Source organism: Pseudocitrobacter vendiensis (assembly GCF_943590815.1).
GTDB classification, from domain to species: domain Bacteria; phylum Pseudomonadota; class Gammaproteobacteria; order Enterobacterales; family Enterobacteriaceae; genus Pseudocitrobacter; species Pseudocitrobacter vendiensis.
In genome coordinates this window covers 62,872-88,481 of sequence record NZ_CALSBS010000010.1, presented here as the reverse complement: position 1 = coordinate 88,481, position 25,610 = coordinate 62,872, and the positions used below count along the sequence as shown (strand labels likewise).

At 49.5% G+C, this 25,610-nt stretch carries 24 protein-coding genes; 15 read left to right on the top strand and 9 right to left on the bottom strand.

All coding sequences use genetic code 11. From position 1 onward, the window contains the following. Positions 1 to 96 precede the first annotated feature (96 nt). A complete protein-coding gene (gene galU / locus NMC31_RS12715) occupies positions 97 to 1,005 on the top strand; it encodes a UTP--glucose-1-phosphate uridylyltransferase GalU (RefSeq protein WP_149462710.1) in 909 nt (302 codons plus the stop codon). 152 nt (positions 1,006 to 1,157) lie between these two features. Here galU and hns read toward each other — a convergent pair whose 3' ends face one another. Next, positions 1,158 to 1,571: a histone-like nucleoid-structuring protein H-NS gene (gene hns / locus NMC31_RS12710; RefSeq protein ID WP_015964157.1), complete on the bottom strand. Its 414-nt coding sequence runs from the start codon at positions 1,569 to 1,571 to the stop codon at positions 1,158 to 1,160. 874 nt (positions 1,572 to 2,445) lie between these two features. Here hns and tdk point away from each other — a divergent pair. Continuing rightward, a complete protein-coding gene (tdk, locus tag NMC31_RS12705; protein WP_149462709.1) occupies positions 2,446 to 3,075 on the top strand; it encodes a thymidine kinase in 630 nt (209 codons plus the stop codon). Between the two features lie 173 nt (positions 3,076 to 3,248). Here the strand turns inward: tdk and adhE are convergent, their stop codons facing one another. Further along, a complete protein-coding gene (gene adhE, locus NMC31_RS12700; RefSeq protein WP_149462708.1) occupies positions 3,249 to 5,924 on the bottom strand; it encodes a bifunctional acetaldehyde-CoA/alcohol dehydrogenase in 2,676 nt (891 codons plus the stop codon). A 488-nt stretch (positions 5,925 to 6,412) separates the two neighbouring features. Between adhE and NMC31_RS12695 the strand changes: the two genes are divergently transcribed. From NMC31_RS12695 to NMC31_RS12665, 7 genes are all read left to right on the top strand, one after another. After that, positions 6,413 to 7,060: a YchE family NAAT transporter gene (locus NMC31_RS12695; RefSeq protein WP_015964160.1), complete on the top strand. Its 648-nt coding sequence runs from the start codon at positions 6,413 to 6,415 to the stop codon at positions 7,058 to 7,060. 718 nt (positions 7,061 to 7,778) lie between these two features. Beyond that, positions 7,779 to 9,410: an oligopeptide ABC transporter substrate-binding protein OppA gene (oppA, locus tag NMC31_RS12690; protein WP_253898136.1), complete on the top strand. Its 1,632-nt coding sequence runs from the start codon at positions 7,779 to 7,781 to the stop codon at positions 9,408 to 9,410. A gap of 84 nt (positions 9,411 to 9,494) precedes the next feature. Further along, a complete protein-coding gene (oppB, locus tag NMC31_RS12685; RefSeq protein ID WP_108476864.1) occupies positions 9,495 to 10,415 on the top strand; it encodes an oligopeptide ABC transporter permease OppB in 921 nt (306 codons plus the stop codon). A 14-nt stretch (positions 10,416 to 10,429) separates the two neighbouring features. Continuing rightward, positions 10,430 to 11,338 (top strand): oligopeptide ABC transporter permease OppC, encoded by a 909-nt coding sequence (oppC, locus tag NMC31_RS12680; RefSeq protein ID WP_253898135.1) that lies wholly within the window; start codon positions 10,430 to 10,432, stop codon positions 11,336 to 11,338. An 11-nt stretch (positions 11,339 to 11,349) separates the two neighbouring features. Continuing rightward, complete coding sequence (locus tag NMC31_RS12675; protein WP_253898134.1) at positions 11,350 to 12,363, top strand: ABC transporter ATP-binding protein; 1,014 nt, start codon at positions 11,350 to 11,352, stop codon at positions 12,361 to 12,363. Then, positions 12,360 to 13,364, top strand: coding sequence for a murein tripeptide/oligopeptide ABC transporter ATP-binding protein OppF (oppF, locus tag NMC31_RS12670; protein ID WP_253898133.1), 1,005 nt, complete (start codon positions 12,360 to 12,362; stop codon positions 13,362 to 13,364). Before NMC31_RS12675 ends, oppF begins: the two co-directional genes overlap by 4 nt. A 56-nt stretch (positions 13,365 to 13,420) precedes the next feature. Beyond that, positions 13,421 to 14,248, top strand: a complete 828-nt coding sequence (locus tag NMC31_RS12665; RefSeq protein WP_253898132.1) for an ion transporter — start codon at positions 13,421 to 13,423, stop codon at positions 14,246 to 14,248. Positions 14,249 to 14,282: 34 nt separating this feature from the next. Here NMC31_RS12665 and NMC31_RS12660 read toward each other — a convergent pair whose 3' ends face one another. Next, complete coding sequence (locus tag NMC31_RS12660) at positions 14,283 to 14,612, bottom strand: HI1450 family dsDNA-mimic protein (RefSeq protein ID WP_149462703.1); 330 nt, start codon at positions 14,610 to 14,612, stop codon at positions 14,283 to 14,285. Positions 14,613 to 14,646: 34 nt separating this feature from the next. After that, positions 14,647 to 16,107, bottom strand: a complete 1,461-nt coding sequence (gene cls / locus NMC31_RS12655; protein WP_015964168.1) for a cardiolipin synthase — start codon at positions 16,105 to 16,107, stop codon at positions 14,647 to 14,649. Between the two features lie 142 nt (positions 16,108 to 16,249). Here cls and NMC31_RS12650 point away from each other — a divergent pair, with 142 nt between their 5' ends. Continuing rightward, positions 16,250 to 16,423 (top strand): YciY family protein, encoded by a 174-nt coding sequence (locus NMC31_RS12650; protein WP_146745496.1) that lies wholly within the window; start codon positions 16,250 to 16,252, stop codon positions 16,421 to 16,423. Between the two features lie 44 nt (positions 16,424 to 16,467). Here the strand turns inward: NMC31_RS12650 and NMC31_RS12645 are convergent, their stop codons facing one another. Then, positions 16,468 to 16,764 (bottom strand): YciI family protein, encoded by a 297-nt coding sequence (locus tag NMC31_RS12645; RefSeq protein ID WP_015964170.1) that lies wholly within the window; start codon positions 16,762 to 16,764, stop codon positions 16,468 to 16,470. Positions 16,765 to 16,986: 222 nt separating this feature from the next. Between NMC31_RS12645 and tonB the strand changes: the two genes are divergently transcribed. Further along, the gene (gene tonB, locus NMC31_RS12640; RefSeq protein ID WP_253898175.1) at positions 16,987 to 17,709 is read left to right on the top strand and encodes a TonB system transport protein TonB; all 723 of its coding nucleotides are present in this window, start codon (positions 16,987 to 16,989) and stop codon (positions 17,707 to 17,709) included. A gap of 40 nt (positions 17,710 to 17,749) precedes the next feature. On the opposite strand, the gene NMC31_RS12635 is transcribed toward tonB, so the two are convergent. The 3 genes from NMC31_RS12635 to pfkB form a co-directional block, all read right to left on the bottom strand. Then, complete coding sequence (locus NMC31_RS12635) at positions 17,750 to 18,610, bottom strand: fructosamine kinase family protein (RefSeq protein WP_149462700.1); 861 nt, start codon at positions 18,608 to 18,610, stop codon at positions 17,750 to 17,752. Between the two features lie 105 nt (positions 18,611 to 18,715). After that, a complete protein-coding gene (ghoS, locus tag NMC31_RS12630) occupies positions 18,716 to 19,000 on the bottom strand; it encodes a type V toxin-antitoxin system endoribonuclease antitoxin GhoS (RefSeq protein WP_436650233.1) in 285 nt (94 codons plus the stop codon). A gap of 90 nt (positions 19,001 to 19,090) precedes the next feature. Then, entirely contained in the window at positions 19,091 to 20,026 is a 936-nt protein-coding gene (gene pfkB / locus NMC31_RS12625; RefSeq protein ID WP_149462698.1) for a 6-phosphofructokinase II, read from the bottom strand. A 315-nt stretch (positions 20,027 to 20,341) separates the two neighbouring features. Here pfkB and NMC31_RS12620 point away from each other — a divergent pair, with 315 nt between their 5' ends. Together NMC31_RS12620 and NMC31_RS12615 are read left to right on the top strand one after the other, a co-directional pair. Next, a complete protein-coding gene (locus tag NMC31_RS12620) occupies positions 20,342 to 21,100 on the top strand; it encodes a DUF481 domain-containing protein (RefSeq protein ID WP_253898131.1) in 759 nt (252 codons plus the stop codon). 270 nt (positions 21,101 to 21,370) lie between these two features. Next, positions 21,371 to 21,607 (top strand): YdgH/BhsA/McbA family protein, encoded by a 237-nt coding sequence (locus NMC31_RS12615; RefSeq protein WP_253898130.1) that lies wholly within the window; start codon positions 21,371 to 21,373, stop codon positions 21,605 to 21,607. A 573-nt stretch (positions 21,608 to 22,180) separates the two neighbouring features. Here NMC31_RS12615 and ymcF read toward each other — a convergent pair. Next, complete coding sequence (gene ymcF, locus NMC31_RS26370) at positions 22,181 to 22,402, bottom strand: cold shock small protein YmcF (RefSeq protein ID WP_495553253.1); 222 nt, start codon at positions 22,400 to 22,402, stop codon at positions 22,181 to 22,183. Positions 22,403 to 22,828: 426 nt separating this feature from the next. On the opposite strand from ymcF, the gene NMC31_RS12610 reads away from it, so the two are divergent. Together NMC31_RS12610 and NMC31_RS12605 are read left to right on the top strand one after the other, a co-directional pair. After that, the gene (locus NMC31_RS12610; protein WP_253898129.1) at positions 22,829 to 23,332 is read left to right on the top strand and encodes a hypothetical protein; all 504 of its coding nucleotides are present in this window, start codon (positions 22,829 to 22,831) and stop codon (positions 23,330 to 23,332) included. A 226-nt stretch (positions 23,333 to 23,558) separates the two neighbouring features. Further along, a complete protein-coding gene (locus NMC31_RS12605) occupies positions 23,559 to 25,367 on the top strand; it encodes a diguanylate cyclase (protein ID WP_253898128.1) in 1,809 nt (602 codons plus the stop codon). Positions 25,368 to 25,610: the final 243 nt, after the last annotated feature.

The window sequence follows — 25,610 nt, the reverse complement described above, 5'->3', positions numbered from 1 at the left end:
TCCTTTTCGGAGCAGCCCCACCTGGCTGTGATGATATACTCAACGCGTTATTAATTAACGAGCAAGTTCAAAGTTTGAACAGTTCAGGAGATTTGAATGGCTGCCCTAAATTCGAAAGTGACTAAGGCCGTTATCCCCGTGGCGGGATTAGGTACCAGGATGTTACCTGCTACGAAGGCAATTCCTAAGGAAATGCTGCCGCTGGTAGATAAACCATTAATTCAGTATGTGGTAAATGAATGTATCGCCGCAGGTATCACTGAAATTGTGCTGGTCACTCACTCTTCCAAGAATTCGATTGAAAACCATTTTGACACCAGCTTCGAACTTGAAGCTATGCTGGAAAAACGCGTTAAGCGTCAGTTGCTGGAAGAAGTGCAATCTATTTGCCCGCCGCACGTAACCATTATGCAGGTACGTCAGGGCCTGGCGAAAGGTCTGGGACACGCTGTATTATGCGCGCATCCAGTTGTGGGTGATGAACCCGTCGCGGTTATTCTGCCAGACGTTATTCTGGATGAATTTGAATCCGATCTGTCCCAGGACAACCTGGCAGAAATGATCAAACGCTTTGATGAAACGGGTTCAAGCCAGATTATGGTTGAGCCGGTTGACGATGTTACCGCTTACGGCGTGGTTGACTGTAAAGGTGCCCCATTGGCACCGGGCGACAGCGTACCGATGGTTGGCGTGGTTGAGAAACCGAAAGCTGATGTCGCACCGTCAAACCTGGCCATTGTAGGGCGTTATGTCCTGAGCGCTGATATTTGGCCGCTGCTGGCAAAAACACCTCCGGGAGCTGGCGATGAAATTCAGTTGACCGATGCTATTGATATGCTGATCGAGAAAGAAACGGTTGAAGCCTATCATATGAAAGGCAAAAGCCATGACTGCGGTAATAAACTGGGTTATATGCAGGCCTTCGTTGAATATGGCGTTCGTCATAAGACACTCGGTGAAGAATTCACTGCATGGCTTAAAGACACGCTGGGCGTAGCGAAGTAATTTTTCGTGTGACCCTGAGCCGGGATACCGACCGTTCGGTAACCCGGCTTTTTTATTGCTGTGATTTGACTAATGCATAAAAAAACAGCAGGGCAGTAACGTACCCATAAAAAAAATCCCGCCGGAGCGGGATTCTTAAAGCAATTTCGGGATTAGTCCTTAATCAGGAAATCATCCAGAGATTTACCTTGCTCGTCCATTGCTTTTTTGATTACTGCAGGAGTACGACCCTGGCCGGTCCAGGTTTTCGTTTCGCCATTTTCATCAACATAGCTGTATTTAGCCGGACGCGCAGCGCGTTTTGCTTTGGTGCCGGTTTTAGCAGCTGCAATGCTGTTCAGCAATTCGTTCGGATCAATGCCGTCAGCAATCAGCATTTCACGGTATTGTTGCAGTTTACGAGTACGTTCTTCAACTTCAGCCGCTGCCGCGTTTTCTTCTTCACGACGCTCGTTAACAACAACTTCTAATTTTTCCAGCATTTCTTCAAGCGTTTCAAGGGTGCATTCTCTTGCCTGCGCACGAAGAGTACGGATGTTGTTCAAAATTTTAAGTGCTTCGCTCATTGTAGTATTCTCAAACTTATATTGGGGTGGTTTGTTGAAGTAATAATAGAGCGTTAATTTCAGTTGTGCAATAGGGAGGAATGTAAGGAATTCAAAATAACGTGTTATTTGGTGCTTTTATTAATATCTAAAAGTTAAATTTTTAGTGCTGCTTCACAACTTTACCCGTTCTATTGTCGAGGAAGTCTGAACTATAACACGCCAGAGAATGCAGCACGTCAGGACTGAAAGGCAGGTGGCCTATACTCCGTATGGATAAATATCAACCTTATGTATTAGTTGGTCCGTATCAATTTTATGCGCTTCTTTATAGGTTATGAATGGTTACTATGCTAAATCAAACCTGACGTGATACAGGGTGAACCGTTGTCCTTAGGTGATAGTAACATTGCCGACCGGGCGATAGAGCAGGGATAATAACGAACCTATGCTGCTTTATGCCTTCATCCCTTACAGAAGAAACCTGGGCGTTATTACCCCTGGCTTTCCTATTAAACCCATAGTTATGACGATGTTATTTACATGCTATTCAAATTGGCAGCCAGGTTGCTGTAAGCCGTTGAGGTTACTGAAGTACGGTGTGCGGATTTTAACGATATTTCTTATTTATTGATGTCGCTGTTATTTTTGCTGCACAAAGCCCGGAGAAAATTGGTTGACGGGTTAATGCGGCGAAGGCCCATCTGTCGGGCTCTGCAAGCCAATATAGACAATTTGTAACCTGATAAATCGTGTTTTAAGCAACAATTCATCATTCTTAATGTTTATGGTAGTTATACAAAAACCGCATGTTTTGTATGTGCGAGCGTAGGGCAGGATAAAATATGGTACACTGCCGGCGTCTGAAAACGTATTGATTAGGGTTTCGCGGCCAATGGCACAACTTTATTTCTACTATTCTGCAATGAACGCGGGTAAGTCTACGGCGCTATTGCAGTCATCATACAATTACCAGGAACGTGGGATGCGTACCGTGGTTTATACCGCCGAAATTGATGACCGTTTCGGTGCAGGCAAAGTCAGCTCGCGTATTGGGCTCTCCTCGCCAGCAAAGCTGTTTAACCAGGGTAGTCAGCTCTTTGATGAGATAAGCGCTGAGAACGCGCGTGAGGCGGTTAACTGCGTGCTGGTGGATGAATGCCAGTTCCTGACGCGTGAACAGGTCTACGCGCTCTCAGACGTCGTCGATCAGCTCGATATTCCTGTTTTATGCTACGGCTTACGTACTGACTTCCGCGGTGAGTTATTTGGCGGTAGCCAGTATTTGCTGGCGCTCTCCGACAAGCTGGTGGAATTAAAAACGATTTGTTTCTGCGGACGTAAAGCCAGCATGGTGTTGCGTCTTGATCAAGAAGGCCGCCCTTATAATGAAGGCGAGCAGGTGGTTATTGGCGGAAATGAGCGTTACGTCTCTGTCTGTCGTAAGCACTATAAAGAAGCGCTGGAGGAGGGCTCGCTGGCCGTCATTCAGGCTAAACATCGTCACTGCCGTCACCCTGCCTGATTGCGCTCTCGCGCATTCTCCGCTCACGTCTGCTGCTAATCTGGCGTGAGTGGAGCCCTTACTTTGCTCCATATTGTTCCTTCTTTGACGCACGCCTGTGAGCTAAATCGGAAGTAAAAAAAAGCCCCATCCTGAGATGGGGCTTGCTATCAGAGCGTTAGCTCAGCGGCTGATTAAGCAGATTTCTTCGCTTTTTTCTCAGCTTTTGCTGGTGCAGCTTCTTTCTTCACTTCAACTTCGCCTTCGTGGTACTCACGTCCATAGAAGGTATCCAGCAGGATTTGTTTCAGTTCAGAAATCAGCGGGTAGCGCGGGTTAGCACCGGTGCACTGGTCGTCAAACGCATCTTCAGACAGTTTGTCGACGTTCGCCAGGAAGTCAGCTTCCTGAACGCCAGCTTCACGGATAGATTTAGGAATACCCAGTTCAGCCTTCAATTCTTCCAGCCATGCCAGCAGTTTCTCGATCTTAGCAGCAGTACGGTCGCCCGGTGCGCTCAGACCCAGGTGGTCAGCGATTTCAGCGTAACGACGACGTGCTTGCGGACGGTCGTACTGGCTGAATGCGGTCTGTTTGGTCGGGTTGTCGTTCGCGTTGTAGCGAATAACGTTGCTGATCAACAGGGCGTTCGCCAGACCGTGAGGAATGTGGAACTGAGAACCCAGTTTGTGCGCCATGGAGTGACATACACCCAGGAAGGCGTTCGCAAACGCGATACCCGCGATAGTTGCTGCACTGTGAACGCGCTCACGTGCTACCGGGTTTTTAGACCCTTCGTGGTAGGACGCCGGCAGGTTTTCTTTCAGCAGTTTCAGCGCTTGCAGAGCCTGACCGTCGGAGAACTCAGATGCCAGTACGGAAACATATGCTTCCAGGGCGTGAGTGACAGCGTCAAGACCACCGAAAGCACACAGGGATTTCGGCATGTCCATGACCAGGTTGGCATCGACAATCGCCATATCCGGGGTCAGCGCGTAGTCTGCCAGCGGATATTTCTGACCTGTAGCGTCGTCGGTTACAACCGCAAACGGTGTGACTTCAGAACCGGTACCGGAAGTGGTAGTGACGGCGATCATTTTCGCTTTCACACCCATTTTCGGGAACTTGTAGATACGTTTACGGATGTCCATAAAGCGCAGTGCCAGTTCTTCGAAGTGAGTTTCCGGATGTTCGTACATAACCCACATGATTTTCGCAGCATCCATCGGGGAGCCGCCGCCCAGCGCGATGATCACGTCTGGTTTGAAGGAGTTCGCCAGCTCTGCGCCCTTACGAACGACAGTCAGGGTTGGGTCTGCTTCAACTTCGAAGAACACTTCAGTTTCAACGCCAGCCGCTTTCAGAACAGAGGTGATCTGGTCTGCATAGCCGTTGTTAAACAGGAAGCGGTCAGTCACGATGAGCGCACGTTTGTGGCCATCAGTAATCACTTCATCCAGCGCGATTGGCAGTGAGCCACGGCGGAAGTAGATAGATTTCGGAAGTTTGTGCCACAACATGTTTTCAGCTCGCTTAGCAACGGTTTTCTTGTTGATCAGGTGTTTTGGACCAACGTTTTCAGAGATGGAGTTACCACCCCATGAACCACAACCCAGAGTCAGGGAAGGTGCGAGTTTGAAGTTATACAGGTCACCGATACCACCCTGAGATGCCGGGGTGTTAATCAGGATACGCGCGGTTTTCATCATCTGACCGAAGTGAGCGACGCGTTCCGGCTGGTTGTCCTGGTCGGTGTACAGGCAAGAGGTATGACCGATACCGCCCATAGCAACCAGTTTTTCTGCTTTCTGTACAGCGTCTTCGAAATCTTTGGCGCGATACATTGCCAGCGTCGGAGACAGTTTTTCGTGTGCAAATGGTTCGCTTTCGTCGACAACTTTCACTTCACCAATCAGAATCTTGGTGGTTGCCGGTACGGTGAAGCCTGCCAGTTCTGCGATTTTAGCCGCAGGCTGACCTACAATTGCTGCGTTCAGTGCGCCATTTTTCAGGATGATGTCCTGAACGGCTTTCAGCTCTTTGCCCTGCAGCATGTAGCCGCCGTGGCTGGCGAAACGTTCACGAACGGCGTCGTATACGGAATCAACCACAACAACAGACTGTTCAGACGCACAAATTACGCCGTTATCGAAGGTTTTAGACATCAGTACGGATGCAACAGCACGTTTGATATCAGCGGTTTCATCGATAACAACCGGGGTGTTACCTGCGCCTACGCCGATTGCTGGTTTACCGGAGCTGTATGCTGCTTTAACCATGCCAGGACCACCGGTCGCGAGGATCAGATTGATGTCCGGGTGGTGCATCAGGGCGTTAGACAGTTCTACTGACGGTTGGTCAATCCAGCCGATCAGATCTTTCGGCGCGCCAGCAGCGATAGCCGCCTGCAGGACGATGTCTGCTGCTTTGTTCGTTGCATCTTTAGCGCGCGGATGCGGGGAGAAGATGATGGCGTTACGCGTCTTCAGGCTGATCAGTGATTTAAAGATAGCGGTTGAAGTCGGGTTGGTCGTCGGGACGATCCCACAGATAATGCCGATAGGTTCAGCGATGGTGATGGTACCGAAGGTGTCGTCTTCAGAGAGCACGCCACAGGTTTTTTCATCTTTATAGGCGTTATAGATGTATTCAGAAGCAAAGTGGTTTTTGATCACTTTATCTTCAACAATACCCATGCCGGATTCGGCAACAGCCATTTTTGCGAGAGGAATTCGAGCATCTGCGGCAGCCAGAGCGGCAGCGCGGAAGATTTTGTCGACTTGTTCTTGAGTGAAACTGGCATATTCACGCTGGGCTTTTTTTACGCGCTCGACGAGTGCGTTAAGTTCAGCGACATTAGTAACAGCCATAATGCTCTCCTGATAATGTTAAACTTTTTTAGTAAATCATCTGCTCGACAAGTCAGTATAGACAGAGCGCTACCTGCTTGCTTAGACCTTAAAGGAACAATCCGCAACCCGTTCCCGATTCACTGATTTACTAAAAGAGCTTTGAACTCAAAGAGCCTTGCCTGAACGGCTTTCAGAGAATTTCCCTGAAATCTGTCGGCGTCATCAAGATTACTCACTTCTGAGTATGAAATATGTGATCGGCGTCAAAAATATGCCAAGCTGACACCTTTCAGCAGCCCCATTTTAGTAAAGATTGTAAATTGTTAACTATGGGTTGTGGTGATTGATATGCACATTAGCATAATTTAAATTAATATATAACATTCTGTATTTGCGTGATTTTTGCAGAATTCTGGTGAAGTATGCCGCCAAACAGCGTATCTTCTGCAGAGTTTTTGTATTCATTTTTCGTCAACTACCACTTTTTATGGTGTTTCGGAGTTCACGTGACTCAGGCTCTGTTTGATTTTCCGATTTTTGTGAAGTTTTTTATTGGGCTATTCGCGCTGGTCAACCCGGTCGGGATTATCCCCGTCTTCATCAGTATGACCAGTTACCAGACGGCGGCCGCGCGTAATAAAACCAATATGACGGCGAACCTCTCCGTCGCCATTATTTTGTGGACCTCGCTGTTTCTCGGCGATGGCATTTTGCAACTCTTCGGGATCTCCATCGACTCCTTCCGTATTGCGGGCGGTATCCTGGTGGTCACCATCGCAATGTCGATGATCAGCGGTAAGCTGGGGGAAGATAAGCAGAACAAACAGGAAAAATCGGAGACGGCGATTCGCGAAAGTGTTGGCGTCGTACCCTTAGCGCTGCCGTTGATGGCAGGGCCTGGCGCAATCAGCTCCACTATCGTATGGGGGACGCGCTTTCATACGCTTCCTTATCTCGCCGGTTTTACGGTGGCCATCGCGCTGTTTGCTTTCTGTTGTTGGGGGCTCTTTCGCATTGCGCCCTGGCTGGTACGCTTATTAGGGCAGACAGGTATCAACGTCATCACCCGTATTATGGGTTTATTGCTGATGGCGCTGGGGATTGAATTTATTGTGACCGGAATAAAAGCCATTTTCCCAGGGCTTGTGAACTAACCTCCTTCCTTAGCTGGCAGGGTAGCAGACTCTGCCAGCTGCTTCATTATTCGCAAATCATATCAAATATAGTGCTAATGGCATGAACGATAAGTCTTAGTGATGATAGATAAAATACAATAATATCATTGCGTTAGTGATATATCCTCTGTCGGGCATGGCCATCTCTTATGTTATTTCTCTCACACTATACTGTTACGCTTGCTGTCGGATTATCGAAATGATATTAGTAATTTTGACCATCCGACAGATTAATGTACTAAATAATGAACAAATGTTAATTGTTTGTATATAAAGTGAGCTGGTGTTTCATTGATACGCTGATTGTCTGAGATAACGTCGCTATCTCTTTGAACAATAACGAGTTGTCTTAAATCAGCTGAGCGTTGAATTCACTGGTAAAGCGGCCGGATGTCGATGAAAAGAGAATTGCTTAACAAATTTGCAAATTATATTGGCGGCGAAGAAGGGCATTTGGTACTTTCCGGCCTTATACCGTCGCGGGTAATGAAGAGATAACCCAGGTGGCTCGACAGGGGAGACACCTTGAATGAATCGACGACAGGCTGCCAAAGAGCGGCCGTAATAAAAAAGTCGGTGATAGCAAGCAGTACCCAAAAAACTGGCAGACGCAAAAGCTCCTGCGCTGTACAGAGACCCCAAAGGGGATAACAGGCTGGCAAGATCCAGTAATTATAATGAGCGGAGTATCAACACAATGTCCATCATCACGAAGAAAAGCGTAATCGCTGCGGGAATTTTCACGGCGCTATTGGCAGGGAATGCAGCAATGGCTGCTGATGTGCCCGCAGGCGTACAGTTGGCAGAAAAACAGACGCTGGTGCGTAATAACGGCTCTGAAGTACAGTCTCTTGATCCGCACAAAATTGAAGGCGTTCCTGAATCGAATATCAGTCGCGATCTGTTTGAAGGCCTGCTGGTCAGCGACCTCGATGGTCACCCGTCTCCGGGCGTGGCGGAATCCTGGGACAATAAAGATTTTAAAGTCTGGACCTTCCATCTGCGTAAAGATGCAAAATGGTCGGATGGCTCTCCGGTAACTGCACAAGATTTCGTCTATAGCTGGCAGCGTTCGGTTGACCCGAAAACGGCATCCCCATACGCCAGCTATCTGCAATATGGCCATATCGCCAATATTGATGGCATCCTCGAAGGGAAAAAACCGATTACCGATCTGGGTGTGAAAGCCGTTGATGACCACACCTTAGAAGTCACCTTAAGTGAACCGGTTCCGTACTTTTATAAACTGCTGGTGCACCCGTCAACCTCTCCGGTTCCTAAAGCCGCCATAGAGAAATTTGGGGAGAAATGGACCCAGCCTGCGAACATCGTGACCAACGGCGCTTATAAATTAAAAGACTGGGTGGTCAACGAGCGAATTGTACTTGAACGTAGCCCCACCTACTGGGATAACGCCAAAACTGTCATTAATCAGGTTACCTACCTGCCTATTTCTTCTGAAGTGACCGACGTTAACCGCTATCGCAGCGGTGAAATTGACATGACCTATAACAACATGCCGATTGAACTGTTCCAGAAACTGAAAAAAGAGATCCCTGACGAAGTTCACGTCGATCCGTATCTGTGCACCTATTACTACGAAATTAATAACCAACGGGCGCCATTTACCGATGTGCGCGTACGTACCGCGTTGAAGCTGGGTATGGACCGCGACATTATCGTCAATAAAGTAAAAGCGCAGGGCGATAAACCGGCATTTGGCTTCACTCCGCCATACACCGATGGCGCGAAATTAACGCAGCCAGAGTGGTTTAGCTGGAGCCAGGATAAACGTAATGAAGAAGCGAAAAAACTGCTGGCGGAAGCGGGCTATACGGCAGACAAACCGTTAACCATTAACCTGCTGTACAACACGTCCGATCTGCATAAGAAACTGGCTATTGCCGCCTCTTCAATCTGGAAGAAAAATATCGGCGTCAATGTTAAACTGGTCAACCAGGAGTGGAAAACCTTCCTCGATACACGTCATCAGGGAACCTTTGATGTAGCGCGTGCGGGCTGGTGTGCCGATTATAACGAACCGACATCCTTCCTTAATATGATGCTTTCTAATAGCTCGATGAATACCCCGCACTATAAGAGCCCGGCATTCGACAGCATTATGGCGGAAACGCTGAAAGCTACCGACGAGGCACAGCGTACGGCGCTGTACGATAAAGCAGAGCAGCAACTGGATAAAGACAGTGCGATAGTTCCGGTTTATTACTACGTGAACGCCCGTCTGGTGAAACCGTGGGTTGGCGGTTATACCGGCAAAGACCCAATGGATAATACGTATACTAAAAATATGTACATTGTGAAGCACTAATGGCAATACGTGAGGCAGGCTCGTCCTGTCTCACGGTGTCTCGCTTATCGCATTATTGAAGGCACTGGCCAAAAGGTACGGGCAATGTTGAAATTTATACTTCGTCGCTGTCTGGAAGCGATTCCGACGCTATTTATTCTTATTACCATTTCATTCTTTATGATGCGCCTTGCGCCGGGAAGTCCCTTCACCGGTGAGCGCACCTTACCGCCAGAAGTCATGGCGAACATTGAAGCGAAATACCACTTAAACGATCCCATCACCACGCAATACTTCAGTTACCTGAAGCAACTGGCGCACGGCGATTTCGGACCCTCTTTTAAATATAAAGATTATTCGGTTAACGATCTGGTGGCGAGCAGCTTCCCGGTATCGGCGAAATTAGGAGCAGCCGCCTTTATTCTGGCGGTGGTATTAGGCGTTACAGCGGGTGTGATTGCGGCGCTTAAACAAAACACCAAATGGGACTATTCGGTAATGGGTATCGCCATGACCGGAGTGGTGATACCCAGTTTTGTCGTTGCGCCGTTGCTGGTGATGATCTTCGCGATTACGCTGAAATGGCTTCCCGGCGGAGGCTGGAACGGCGGGGCGCTGAAATTTATGATCCTGCCGATGGTGGCGTTGTCTCTGGCCTATATCGCCAGTATCGCGCGTATCACCCGCGGCTCGATGATCGAAGTGCTGCACTCCAACTTTATCCGCACCGCGCGCGCCAAAGGCCTGCCGATGCGGCGGATTATTTTTCGTCACGCCTTAAAACCTGCGTTGCTGCCGGTGCTCTCCTATATGGGGCCCGCGTTTGTCGGCATCATCACCGGTTCAATGGTCATCGAAACCATATATGGCCTGCCGGGGATTGGGCAACTGTTCGTCAACGGGGCGCTGAACCGCGATTATTCGCTGGTGCTGAGCCTGACCATTCTGGTCGGCGCGCTGACTATCTTGTTTAACGCGGTCGTGGATGTGCTTTACGCCGTGATTGACCCTAAAATCCGTTACTGAGTCTGGAGTTCGCCATGATATTGAGTAAGAAAAATAGCGAGGCGCTGGAGAACTTCAGTGAACAACTGGATGTTGAAGGTCGCAGCCTGTGGCAGGATGCGCGCCGTCGCTTTATGCATAACCGTGCAGCGGTTGCCAGCCTGGCGGTATTAGTGCTGATCGCTCTGTTCGTCAGCCTGGCGCCGATGTTGTCGCAGTTCTCCTATTTCGATACGGACTGGGGCATGATGTCGAGTGCGCCAGATATGGAGTCCGGTCACTACTTTGGTACTGACTCCTCCGGGCGTGACCTGCTGGTGCGTGTGGCGATTGGTGGACGTATCTCTCTGATGGTCGGAATTGCCGCGGCGCTGGTGGCGGTGATTGTCGGCACACTATACGGTTCGCTGTCCGGTTACCTTGGCGGCAAAGTCGACTCGGTCATGATGCGCCTGCTGGAAATCCTTAACTCCTTCCCGTTTATGTTCTTCGTTATCCTGCTGGTGACCTTCTTTGGTCAGAACATCCTGTTGATTTTCGTGGCTATCGGTATGGTCTCCTGGCTGGATATGGCGCGTATCGTCCGTGGGCAAACGCTCAGCCTGAAACGCAAAGAGTTTATCGAAGCCGCACAGGTCGGCGGTGTTTCTACTGGCAGCATCGTAGTGCGCCACATTGTGCCGAACGTGCTTGGCGTGGTGGTGGTTTACGCATCGCTGCTGGTTCCGAGCATGATTCTGTTTGAATCTTTCCTTAGCTTCCTGGGGCTGGGTACCCAGGAGCCGCTGAGCAGCTGGGGCGCGTTGCTGAGCGACGGCGCCAACTCGATGGAAGTGTCTCCATGGTTGCTGCTGTTCCCGGCGGGTTTCCTGGTGGTCACTTTGTTCTGTTTCAACTTTATCGGCGATGGCCTGCGTGATGCCCTCGACCCGAAAGACCGTTAAGGAGAGCCGTGATGAGCGTAATTGATACGGCTAAAGCGCCGCAAACGCAGGCGCAAACGGGCCTGCTGCTGGATGTAAAAGATCTGCGCGTGACGTTTAAAACGCCCGATGGCGATGTGACGGCGGTGAACGACCTCAACTTTAATCTGCACGCCGGGGAAACTCTGGGCATCGTCGGTGAGTCCGGTTCCGGCAAATCGCAAACCGCCTTTGCCCTGATGGGGCTGTTGGCGGGCAATGGGCGAATTGGCGGTTCGGCCACCTTTAACGGTAAAGAGATCCTTAACCTGCCTGAACACGCGCTGAATAAACTGCGTGCCGAGCAAATCTCGATGATCTTCCAGGACCCCATGACCTCACTGAACCCGTATATGCGTGTCGGTGAGCAGTTGATGGAAGTCCTTGTGCTGCACAAAAACATGAGCAAGGCCGAAGCGTTTGAAGAGTCGGTCAAAATGCTTGATGCAGTAAAAATGCCGGAAGCGCGTAAGCGCATGAAAATGTATCCGCATGAGTTTTCTGGCGGCATGCGCCAGCGCGTGATGATCGCAATGGCATTACTGTGTCGGCCTAAGCTGCTGATTGCCGATGAACCCACTACTGCGCTGGATGTTACAGTACAGGCGCAAATCATGACGCTGCTCAACGAGCTAAAGCGCGAGTTCAATACCGCGATTATCATGATTACCCACGATCTCGGCGTCGTTGCGGGTATCTGCGATAAAGTGCTGGTGATGTACGCCGGGCGCACCATGGAATATGGCAACGCGCGTGATGTGTTCTATCACCCGGCGCATCCTTACTCTATTGGCCTGCTGAATGCGGTACCGCGCCTTGATGCCGAAGGCGAATCGTTGCTGACCATTCCGGGTAACCCACCGAACCTGCTTCGTTTGCCGAAAGGGTGTCCATTCCAGCCACGCTGCCCACATGCTATGGAAATTTGCAGCAGCGCGCCGCCGCTGGAGCCATTTGCGCCGGGTCGCTTGCGCGCCTGCTTTAAGCCTGTGGGGGAACTGGTATGAACGCCGTCATTGAAGATAGAAAAATTCTGCTCGAAATCGCCGACTTAAAAGTCCACTTTGATATTAAAGATGGTAAACAGTGGTTCTGGCAACCGTCCAAAACCCTGAAAGCCGTTGATGGTGTGACGCTGCGATTGTACGAAGGGGAAACGCTGGGCGTGGTGGGGGAGTCTGGCTGCGGAAAATCGACCTTTGCGCGTGCGATTATCGGCCTGGTGAAAGCCACCGATGGCCGCGTGGCCTGGCTTGGGAAAGATTTGCTGGGCATGAAGCCGGAAGAATGGCGCGACGTGCGTAGTGATATTCAGATGATTTTCCAGGATCCACTCGCCTCGCTCAACCCGCGCATGACCATTGGTGAAATTATTGCCGAGCCGCTGCGCACTTATCATCCGAAAATGCCGCGCCAGGAAGTGCGCGATCGGGTGAAAGCGATGATGATGAAAGTGGGGCTGTTGCCGAACCTGGTTAACCGCTATCCGCATGAATTCTCCGGCGGTCAGTGTCAGCGCATTGGCATCGCGCGTGCGCTGATCCTTGAACCAAAACTGATTATTTGCGATGAACCCGTTTCGGCGCTGGATGTGTCGATTCAGGCGCAGGTGGTGAATCTGTTGCAGCAGTTGCAGCGCGAAATGGGCCTGTCGTTAATTTTTATCGCCCACGATCTGGCGGTGGTGAAACATATTTCCGACCGCGTGCTGGTGATGTATCTGGGTCATGCGGTGGAACTGGGGACCTATGACGAGGTGTACCACAATCCGCTGCATCCTTATACCAAAGCGCTGATGTCGGCGGTGCCGGTGCCCGATCCGGATCTGGAAAAGCAGAAAACCATTCAGTTGCTGGAGGGGGAACTGCCGTCGCCGATTAACCCACCGTCGGGCTGTGTCTTCCGCACCCGCTGCCCGATAGCCGGGCCGGAGTGTGCGAAAACCCGACCGGTGCTGGAGGGCCGCTTCCGGCACGCGGTTTCCTGCCTGAAGGTAGACCCGTTATAATCGCAAGGGCTGACAATTGTCAGCCCTTTTTCTTATGAGGTTAAAACGTGTTGGTTATGCAAACATTTCGTCGACGGATATATCACGCGCTATTCGACCATAATCGGCGTTCTGCCCGGCGTTTTGAAGCGCTGTGCGGGTTATTTGCCCTGTTAAGCGTATTGGTGATTTTTATTGAATCAGGCGTCGGAACCACTTATCACCTGACGTACGATGAATGGCACCTTTTTGTATGGGTGGAAGTCTTCTTCACGCTGGTATTTACCCTCGAATATTTGTTGCGTGTATTCAGTTGGCCGCAGCCTGCGCGCTATGTTTTTAGTCTCTGGGGGGTTATCGACCTTGCCACTATTTTACCGTTTTACGTGATAATGCTCTGGCCGCAAATTGGCATCGATTACCTTTTTGCCTGGCGAGCAATGCGCGTTATTCGCGTGCTGCGTATTCTGAAATTATTACGCCTGATGCCCGCATTAAGTGGCATCTGGGGAGCGATTGTAAAATCGCGTCATCAGCTCATTCTGTTCTACGCATTTATCTCGATTGTGATGGTTGTCGCGGGCGCATTAATGTACGGCATTGAAGGGCCGGCGAATGGCTTCACTACCTTAAGCACCTCGGTTTACTGGGCTATTGTTACTGTAACAACCGTAGGTTACGGTGATATCACGCCGCATACGGCGCCTGGTCGGGCCGTCGCATCGCTGCTGATTTTGATTGGTTATTCCGTTATTGCGATTCCGACTGGCATTATTACCTCGCAAATGAGCGGTGAAATCGCTAAACGTCAGTTGGCAAGAATTTGCCCGGATTGCCAGCAGAGTGGGCATGAAACCGCCGCGAAATATTGTAAAGCATGCGGTGGGAAACTACCGGAAGCATAAAAAAGGGGCAGCGCTGGCTGCCCCTTCACACATCTTATTCGCGCCAGAGAATGTGGCACAACTTGTGGTCTTTCTCGCGACACAACAGGACGCGCGCAAAGATATCGTTAATTTCGCCACCGTCGGTATCGGCAAGGCCAATGACCACTTCGGCGAAGAAGTCCGGATTCAAATCGAAATCAACGTGATCCTGCCAGTCTTCTGACGGGTCAAATAACTCTGCACCGCCACGCTCTTCAAACTGTAAGTTAAACAGAATGACATCCGCGGGATCGAGGTTATCAACCGCCAGTTCGAGAAAAATATCGTAAGCCTGTTCGAGCGTTTCGTCTTCGGTCAGGCGATTGTTTAAATCCATATCCATGATGATTACCTGTTTAACATCTGATGGGCACGTTTTACAGCAACGGGCTAAAGAAGTAAAACAGTCGCTCGGCGATGCGGTGCCAGAACGGGCGTTTTACCCATAAACGGGCATCCAGCAGGCGAGAGCGGGAGATATAATCATCCTGTACCGCCGCGAGATCGCCACCGAAACCGGCGTCATCGATCACCAGCGTAATTTCGAAGTTAAGCCACAGGCTGCGCATATCCAGGTTAACGGTCCCCACGAGGCTTAATTCGCCATCGACCAGCACGCTTTTCGTGTGCAACAGGCCGCCTTCAAACTGATAAATTTTAACGCCAGCCGCCAGCAGCTCGGTAAAGAATGCGCGGCTGGCCCAGCCGACAAGTACCGAGTCATTCTTACGCGGCAGGATAATGCTGACGTCCACACCGCGCTGTGCGGCGGTACAGATAGCATGCAGCAGGTCGTCGCTCGGCACAAAGTAGGGGGTGGTCATAATCAGATACTCGCGCGCCGCGTAGGTGGCGGTGAGCAGCGCCTGGTGGATCAAATCTTCCGGGAAACCCGGGCCAGAGGCAATGGTGTGAATCGTGTGCCCGCTGGCTTCTTCGAATGGCATGATATTGGTATCGGGCGGAGGAGGCAGAATACGCTTGCCTGTTTCGATTTCCCAGTCGCAGGAATAAACAATACCCATTCCGGTGGCGACCGGGCCTTCCATTCGCGCCATAAGATCAACCCACTGACCCACGCCGGAATCTTGTTTAAAGAAGCGCGGATCGACCATATTCATACTGCCGGTGTAGGCAATGTAGTTGTCAATCATGATCATTTTGCGATGCTGGCGTAAATCCATGCGGCGGAGGAAGACACGCATCAGGTTAACTTTCAGCGCCTCAACCACTTCGATACCTGAGTTTCGCATCATTGCCGCCCATGGGCTGCGAAAGAAGGCGACGCTGCCCGCAGAATCGAGCATCAATCGGCAGTGAACGCCGCGTCGCGCCGCCGCCATCAGTGATTCCGCAACCTGATCGGCCATGCCACCAGGCTGCCAGATGTAAAAGACCATCTCAATATTGTGGCGTGCCAGTTGGATATCGCGGATCAGCGCCTGCATTACGTCGTCCGAACTGGTCAGTAGCTGAAGCTGGTTTCCCTTCATGCCCGCAATGCCCTGGCGACGTTCGCAAAGCTTAAATAAAGAAGAGGCGACCGGACTGTTATCTTCCGCGAAAATATGTTTGCAAGCCTTGAGATCGTTCAGCCATTTCGCGGTGGAAGGCCACATCGCACGTGCGCGCTCGGCCCGGCGTTTCCCAAGATGAAGCTCGCCCACCGAGAGATAGGCGATAATACCGACCAGCGGTAGAATGTAGATGACCAGCAACCATGCCATTGCCGAAGGAACCGCGCGGCGTTTCATCAGAATACGCAGCGTTACCCCCGCAATTAACAACCAGTACCCCAGAATAGCCAGCCAACTCACGACGGTGTAAAAGGTTGTCATAGTCAGAAAGTCCTTTTGAAAGCGTTTGTTATGAGTTTACGCATCAGGATTCATCTGGCAAATAAAAACGCGAGGGAAAAGCGCTGGTAAGCCGATTTACCGGGGGTATAATGACGGCTCTTCTTCGATAAGAGCGGTAGAAATGAAGCGTAGTAGACCGGAAGTGGGGCGTTGGCGAATGTTGCGTCAGGCGAGCCGCCGCAAAGCCCGTTGGCTGGAAGCGCAATCGCGCCGTAATATGCGTATCCACTCCATCAGAAAATGCCTGGTCGGGCGACAGCGTAATTGCTTGCTGTACGCCATATACGATCTTTAATGGCAAAAAGGGCACCGCTTGCGGTGCCCGATGTTTTTCTGGACTCAGAATACTTTTTTGTACGGACGCACGGTCACGCGTTCATACACGCCCGCCGCCACATACGGGTCGTCCTGTGCCCAGGACTGCGCCGCTTCCAGTGATTCGAACTCAGCAATGACCGTTGAGCCGCTGAAACCTGCAGCGCCAGGATCGTTGCTATCAACTGCAGGCATCGGGCCCGCTGTCAGCAGACGACCTTCATCATGCAGCAGTTGTAAACGGGCCAGGTGAGCCGGGCGGACGGACAGACGTTTCTCAAGGGTGTCGGCGTAATCTTCAGCGTAAATGACGTAAAGCACGGGCAGAACTCCTGTTTTAGTTAGCTGTAAATTACGGTAAGTGAAAGCGGCAACGACTGCAATGCAAAGTTAAAACAATGATAAAGCAGGGTGGACGGGCGTGCTTTTTTTCAGCAAAAGCGGCGGAAACTTGACGGAAGATAAGATGCCTTATTGAATATGATTGCTATTTGCATTTAAAATCACACTCATCATTTTTCAACAGTAACGATTATGACTTCAATGACCCTTGATTTACCTCGCCGCTTTCCGTGGCCAACATTGCTGTCCGTTGGTATTCACGGTGCCGTCGTGGCGGGCCTGCTTTACACCTCGGTACATCAGGTTATTGAACTGCCCGCACCCGCTCAGCCGATTTCCATTACTATGGTTGCGCCTTCCGACCTCGAGCCGCCTCAGGCCGTTCAGCCGCCACAACCCGTAGCCGAACCTGAACCCGAGCCCGAACCGGAAGTGGTTCCCGAACCGCCAAAAGAAGCGCCGGTGGTCATTGAAAAACCGAAACCTAAGCCGAAGCCAAAACCGAAACCTAAGCCGGTGAAAAAGGTTGAAGAGCGTAAGCCGGAAGTGAAGCCGGTTGAAAACCGTCCATTATCGACGACCACCAACGATGCGCCACCAGTACGCTCTGTTGCCAATAACCAAACGGGCACCAGCAAGCCGACGATCACGGCACCGGCGGGGCCGAAAGCGTTAAATCGCTCACAGCCAAGCTATCCGTCTCGCGCACTGGCGCTACGTATTGAAGGTAAAGTCCGCGTGAAATTTGATGTGACGGCAGATGGTCGAGTGGAAAACGTTGAAATTCTTTCCGCGCAACCGTCGAATATGTTCGAACGTGACGTGAAAGCGGCGATGCGGAAATGGCGCTACGAAGCCGGCAAGCCAGGTAACGGTTTGATCATGAACATTGAATTCCGTCTCAAAGGCGTACAGATGAACTAATCATAAAGCCCCCGATAATCGGGGGCTTTCGCTTTTGGGTCTACGCGGCCAGTACGTTATCCAGCGCTTTCTGTGCAATCACCAGATGCTGCCCTCCGAACAGAATTGCCCGGTTGAACAAAGTATAAAGTTGATAGACCGACTGGCGTTCAAGAAAATCGGCCGGCAGCGGTGAAACGGACTGGTAGCCGTCATAGATTTGCGGCGGCTGCTCCGGATGCAGCGGCAGCATCGCCAGGTCGCATTCACGGTCACCCCAATAGCAGGCAGGATCGAAGATATAAGGGCCGTTCGGGCCGAGCGCGCAGTTGTTGGACCACAAATCGCCATGCAATAACGCAGGCTGCGGCTGATGTGAGCTCAGGCGTTGCTGAACGTGATCGACAATGGCATCAATATCGCCAAACTCCATCCCTTTTTCCGCAGCCAGTTCCAGCTGCCAGCCAATTCGCTGCTCGGCGAAAAAGGTCGACCAGCGGCGCTGCCAGGCGTTCGGCTGTGGCGTGGTGGAGAGATCGTTATCAAAGTCGAGGCCAAACTGCGGCTGGTCGCTCCATTGATGGAGGCGCGCTATTTGTTGCCCCAGTAAGAATGCGTTGTGTGCGTCTAGCGGACGGGGAGGGAGATATTCCATCACCAGGAAGCTGTAATCGCGGTCTGAACCGACGGCGTAAACTTTCGGCACCGCCACGGTTTTACTACGGGACAAGAGTTCGAGCTGATCAGCTTCCGCCGTGAAGATGGGCAGTAGCTCGCGTTCATCGCATTTTACAAAGAGATCGCGGCCTGCGTAGCGAATATGCCATGCGGCGTGGATTTCTCCGCCTGGCAGTTCGTCGCGCTGCTCGATTTCACCTTTGCCGAGTTGTTCACTTAACAGGTTACCGATCGCTTGCCACATGATGTCTCTCCCCATGTTTTCTGCCAGATCATAAGGTTAGCGCACAAATGCGGTGCAAAAACTCGAACTAACGCACAACCAGGAGTTAAAATGCCGCAACAGCATTTATTGATCTTTCAGCCACTGCTCGAATGTGATTACGTCAATATCAACAGGTTTGTCGATAGCCGCATCGGCAAGGCCGCTCACTAACTCCTTAATTTCCTGATCTTTTAGCGGGCTAACCAGTCCGAATGTGTTGGTGCCCAGTTCATGTACTTTTCCGTCATCATCCGTGAGTGTAAGCGTAAATCCGGCTCGGGTCAGATGATTATTGAGTTCATTAAGCTCAGTCAGCGTCTCTTCCTGAAATTTAATCGTCACGACGTAACGGGCGATATCACCGCTCATAATTCACCTCATTGTTAACAATAGAATTTTTTTAGCATAGTCGATTGGCGCGATTTCGCGACCCGGCCGGAGATTCCGGGCCGGATGCTATTATTTATTCTGCGACAGATAATCAAAGATTCGCTGCGTGTTTTCATGAGAGCAGAGACGCGTGCCCTGATTAATCGTGGCTGCACTCCCGGCGGCAACGCCGTAACGCACCATCTCCTCAAGCCCGGCATTTTCCGCCAGTTTTAATACCATTGCACCGACCATGCTGTCACCCGCGCCAACGGTACTCTGACTCTTTATCGGCGGCGGTACGACCTGAACGCAGTTTTTTGCATCGACGGCAAGTGCGCCCTGAGCGCCGAGGGACACGACTACCCGTGCAGCTTTTCCACTACGAATAATCTCTTCAGCTGCTTTGCGCACATCATCTGGCTGAGTTAAATCGCGTTGCACCAATGCGCTAAGCTCTTTCTGATTCGGTTTGACTAACTCAATGTTGCCGATATCCAGCGCGGCGGCCAGTGCATCGCCGGAGCTATCAACAACGCAACGTACGCCATGCTGTTGTGCTGACTTAATTAATGCGACAAAGCGTTCAAGGCTAACGCCGGGGGGAAGGCTGCCGCTTATCACTAGCAGTGAACCGGCTTCAATTTGGGTGACTTTCTCTTCGAGCTTACGAATTTCGTCCTCATGCAGCGTAGCGCCAGGCATGACGAAGCGGTATTGCTCCCCGCTGGTGTTCACATGGACGTGGAGATTCTGGCGTGTCCATTCTCGCGCCTCAACACATTCTACCGGAACGTGTTCTTCAGTTAGCAGGGTGGCGAGATGTTCACCCGTCGCGCCGCCTATGGGAAAAATCGCCGTAGCCTTTCCACCTAAAAAAGTAATCGCGCGGGCGACGTTAATTCCACCGCCGCCAGGTTCAAAGACCGGTGAGCTACAACGGAGTTTCCCTTCTGGGTAAATTTGCGGCGTCTGAGTGGCGCTGTCGAGAGAAGGGGCGAATGTGAGCGTATAAATCTTAACCATTACTATTACCTCCCTTTATGACCCTAAGGCCAGACTTGTCTCAGCAAGAATGTAAGTCTGGCACCGAACAGGCGAGAGTGAAAGTTACAACACTATAATTTTCAATAAAATGGAAAGCTTTACGTGCGAATATCTATATGAAATAAAGCACGTTTTGAGATCGTTCTTATTCAAAAAATGAAAGAAGAATTCATTGCTATGTTATGCGGCGCTTTTTATAATTTGTTACCTTTCAATGGACCGCCTGTCGTTGATCCTCACGAAAGTTTCCGGGACCGTAAAGGTCTCTTTTTTTGTTGTACGGACTCTTAATAAATGAAGCTTTTGAAGACAGTACCCGCGGCTGTGATGCTGCTGGGTGGCGTGTTTGCGTCAATGTATGCAGCTGCCGATGATTCCGTTTTTACTGTCATGGATGACCCTTCCTCCGCGAAGAAGCCTTTTGAAGGCGCTGTTAATGCGGGCTATCTCGCCCAGTCGGGTAACACCAAGAGTTCCTCACTGACCGCTGACTCCACTTTAACCTGGTATGGTAATACCACCGCCTGGTCTCTGTGGGGGAATGCCAGCAATACCTCTTCTAATGATGAGCGATCTTCTGAAAAATATGCTGTAGGGGGACGTAGCCGTTATAACATGACGGATGCAGACTATTTATTCGGACAGGCCAGCTGGCTGACCGACCGCTATAATGGTTATCGCGAGCGCGACGTGTTTACGGCCGGTTATGGTCGTCAGTTCCTCAATGGGCCAGTGCACAGTTTCCGTTTTGAATTCGGTCCGGGTGTTCGTTATGACAAGTACACCAATGATGAAACTGAAACCCAGGCCTTAGGCTATGCTTCAGGCTCTTATGCCTGGCAGATGACCGATACGGCGAAATTTACGCAGGGTGTTTCTGTGTTTGGTTCAGACGACACAACGGTGAACTCTGAAAGCGCCCTGAATGTCGCCATCAACGAGCACTTTGGTCTTAAGGTTGCCTACAACGTTACCTGGAACTCAGAGCCACCAGCGACGGCGCCAGAACACACAGACAGACGGACCACGCTTTCCCTCGGTTATAAAATGTAATTTTAAACAGGCCGGGTTCCACCGGCCTGTTTGCCAGAAATATCGCCCCTCTGTATTATTAAATTATCAACAGCGTTTTAAATTTAATAAAAAATAAGATTTCTTCATAATATCTCCATAATTAACCTTGTTGATATATTTTTACCTGATTTGACACGAAAAGCTAAATAATGGGGCTGGTCAAAAATGTGATCTGGATCTACACTTGTTAACAAGGGCGATAATGACGCCTGGATTCAAAAGTGCTAATCAAACCAGAGAATAACCATTATGAAAAATATTAAAATCGCAACAGCAGCAGCTGTGCTGTCTGCACTTTCATTCGGTGTATTTGCCGCTGAACCTGCAACGCCTTCTGCCAGTACACCTGCAACCCAGCAAATCGGAATCACTTCCGCACACGACGTTGAAGCCGGCTCAAACATCGCGCCAGGCTCTCAGTCCACTGGCCATTCAATGGATGATGCTTTCAATGTGCATACCCTGGTCGCGGGTGAGTGGTCCTGATAACATCACGCCTTATTAATAAGCATTCCTTATTATTTGGTGGTCTGAAAAAACCGGGTAGAGATGTACCGGTTTTTCTTTTTTTTGAGTTTTAGCTTATCTGTGGTTAATCTTCAGAGTTATCCGTAAATAAAGGTTTGCTAAATTTTTTATTCCCAACCATTAGTCAGCCAGGGTTATTACTCCGATTGAAGTGTTAATCGCGCGCTTTGCCAGCAGTACCGATCAGACCAATTTATGACGCATTAAAGCCGTTGTGTTGAAGTGATGCCTGAAACCGCCTGGAAAAATCCTGTTTTTTTCAAAAATCATGCAATTTTCATTTTGTGTGCCAGAATTATTTTTTTGACCAAATCACTGGGGATAAATGATGAAAATTTGGATTGTGTTAACGCTTGTGGCTGCTGCGAGTTGTTCGGTTATCGCTGAACAAGGTGGGTTTGGCCCCACTACACAGGAAAAATCATTTAATGTCTCTCCTGATTAAAGTGAGCATATCAACGCTGTAGTCATTAACAATCTCAATTTTTGCTCAGGAGAGAACGGGCATTGGTATAAGCTCAACGAGTTACGTCACGGCACTCTTTTGGTCCACCGCTTCCTGCGAAGTTTTGGTATGCATGAAATGGCAGTGAGTTGTGTTCCACAAAGAGAACATACTGCACCATGAGGTTGGTTTGAATCAGCTTTAAACGTGGTGAACAAGAACGTTTTTCCTGAGCAAACCGGACACTTAAATTTGATGTCGGGGATAACCCCTCCAGTCAGGCGAGTTGGGACGTAATGATAACGCATTCATATCGGAAAGTATATTTCCCAACATAAAATAAACACATTCGCAATGTGAAAATGTTGTCAAAGGAACGCATTACGCTACAGCAATAAAACGATTATTACTATAGTGCCTTGTTTTTGTTGTAAAATCTTAATCGCGCCGCCATGCAGCGGCAGGGAAGTGTTGATGATGAGAGAAAGCCGGGTATTGATTTCACTTGAGTTGTTTCCACATTTGCAAACCTTTGCTTGTGACGAAAAACAGACTCATTAAGAAACATGGATCTCGTATGCACTGCCATATATCGTCGCTTTTTGAAACATTTGCGTTCTCGTTATGTAAATTTTTAGTTAATTCTTCTCAGATTTTTCAATGTAGGTTACAGTTAACTAAAGAAGCATAAAACTGACTGAATGTACTGCTTCCATTCACCTTGAGAGGGAAGCATGAAAGATGTCACGAATGAGTATCTGCTGTTATCTGCATTGCGACATTGTATTGACTTACGTGATTCGTTAAATGCAAATGGTTTGGGTGATGAGTCTGGTGCCCTCGTCTCTGTCGAGCACCTGCTCGATCTCCTTAGCGTTAAAAGAAAATATGGTATTTCTAAAGTCATAGAGATGAAATCATATCCCTATGCTGAAAGGACTGTCGGTGTCACCTGTGCAATAAATGCGGGTAATCCTATCCGTGTCGAGCACGTCAACCAAACTCGCGCGTGGACGCTATCTTTTATAAAAAAAGTTCATAGCGGCTTGAGTGGCGATGAATTACTTGGTTTTATTGATAATAACTATAGGTTAATATTGGTTACGCTTCTTCAGTCTCGCGCGTTAAGATGTCATTACGTTACAGGCATTGGGATTGAAAGATTTGATTACATTGGCTTGAGAATTGACTCAATGCATAACTACTTATCTTTTTCTAACAAATACTCTATTCATTAATGCGGCTAATTTACCATGCATAATGTGCTAAGGGATTATTGATTTTCTTGTTCAGATAGAAATGTATAGAAGCTTTTTCGAAATAAATAAGAGGTAAAGGTTAACTCTCACCATTCAAATCTCATTTCCCAGGCTCTCCGGTCCATCTTTTTTCTCACGGCTTATCAAGAGTTTCCTATAATTTCAATCATGACAAATAAGTATCTTTCGCAGAAGGAATTCACAGGTGCGTATAGCTACCATTACTAACTGGGCTTACGGCGCGACGGTCTGTCTAACTCTGGCTTCAGGGATAGTAATGTTCATGGCCTCCTCCGCAGACAATCGAGAGCGTGAAGCGGTTGCGCAAAGGCAATTGTTTGATCAGTTAACTAACGAATTAGCTGTTGATGTCTGGTCACTGTCCGACTTAGCTCGATTATATGTTGTCGCCAAAGATCCTGATGCCCTAAGTGCCTATAATAAAAAGAAACAAACGGAAGTAACGGTTCAGGATCGTCTGGCAAAACTTAGGGACGTTGGCGCATCAGGTGAAGAATTGACGCAACTCCATGAGGGGCTTCAAATCATTAACTCGCTCAAAGATGAGCAGCGAACGGCTCTTGATTACATGGACCGAGGTGCAGAGCCGCAAGCGGTTGCCTTGCTGTACTCCAAAGTCTATGAACAACAATTGGACCGGGCACAAGACAAAATCGATAGATTCAGGCAGATGATAGACAATCGCGCGATAGATGCCATAGTCGATGCCACCCAGATTTCCCGCACGTTACGCGTCGTATCAGAAGTCATGGTGGGATTAACGGCTCTCCTTTTTTTATTCGTACTCGGCTTTATCTTGAAATATCGCGTATTACGCCCGGTTGTGCGGCTTAGTGACGTAGTCAATCGTCTGGCATCCCAGGATTATGCCGTTGAAACACCTGACTTCAACCAGATTGATGAAATCGGCGATATGGCACACGCTATTCGAATTTTTCGTGAGAATGGACTTGCGCGGCAACAATTAGAGAAGGAACGCGATGCCAACTGGGCGATAAGAGAATTACTTGCTCGCATGACTCAACGTTTACAAGGTTGCGAGAACTTTGCTGACGTTATCAATGTTGCACAACGCTTTGCGCCTAACATCGCGCCAAATGTCCCTGGGCGTCTATATATTCTTAAACCAGAGTCTCGCCAGACTCACTGTGTAGCCGAATGGCTTTCACCTAATGGTAAGGCCAGTGCTTTCCATCCGGACCAATGCTGGGCGATACGCCGCGGACAGAGTCATCCGCCAGTGAGCGGAGGGCCGGATATTGCGTGTTATCACCTGCAAGGCGCTTGTCAAAATGACAGCTTATGTATCCCATTGATTGCTCAGGGTGAGGCTATAGGCCTGCTTTCTTTCCAGAATATCGACGCTGGAACCGCGCCTTACCGTGCGTATCTTGAGTTGATGGCTGAAGCGCTCGCACTTGCGCTTGCGAATCAACGTTTACGCGATGAGCTGCTTGAGAAAGCACTCTACGATCCGCTCACCGGTTTACGTAATCGACACCATCTCGATGATACATTGCGTACCCAGATTAGCGCGGCTGTTAACAATAAGGCGCCTGTTAGTTGTTTGATGATAGATATCGATCATTTCAAAAGCATTAATGATCGATTTGGCCACGAAGCGGGCGATGCGGTCATCAGGAGTGTTGCCTCAGTCATTAAACGCGTTATCAATGATAACGGTCTGGCTTTTCGTTACGGTGGTGAAGAATTTTTGGTGCTGCTGACGGGTATAGATGAAGATGGGGCTATAAAGGTCGCAACAGAAATTTTCAATGGCGTTCGCGAGCAGTCATTGCGTTCCGGTGTCACAGATCTCGGTCATGTAGATGTATCGATAGGTATATCCAGTTATCCGAAACATGTCCAGAGCGACAACCTGCTGCGTGCTGCTGATGTGGCTCTTTATCGCGCCAAGGAACTCGGTCGTTCGCAGATAGTGAGCTTTGGTATGCTGGAATCGAGTTGTGGAGGATGTATTAAGCAGACCTGAGCTTATTACATGTGCCTTTTAGCCGGATGAGAAAAAGAGAACCGTGTGGATTTCACAGATACTTCAGGGGGGAGGGTTGAAATTGGTTAATATGGCAGCATATAGATTAACCACGTGAAATGTATGCGGTAGATAGCTTCACTGCGCTTTTACAAATTATCAATGGCGTGTACTATTGAGGCTCGTTATCAGCAGGTGATGGTAGGTACATTTTGGATGTTGTATACACCGATGTACACAGTT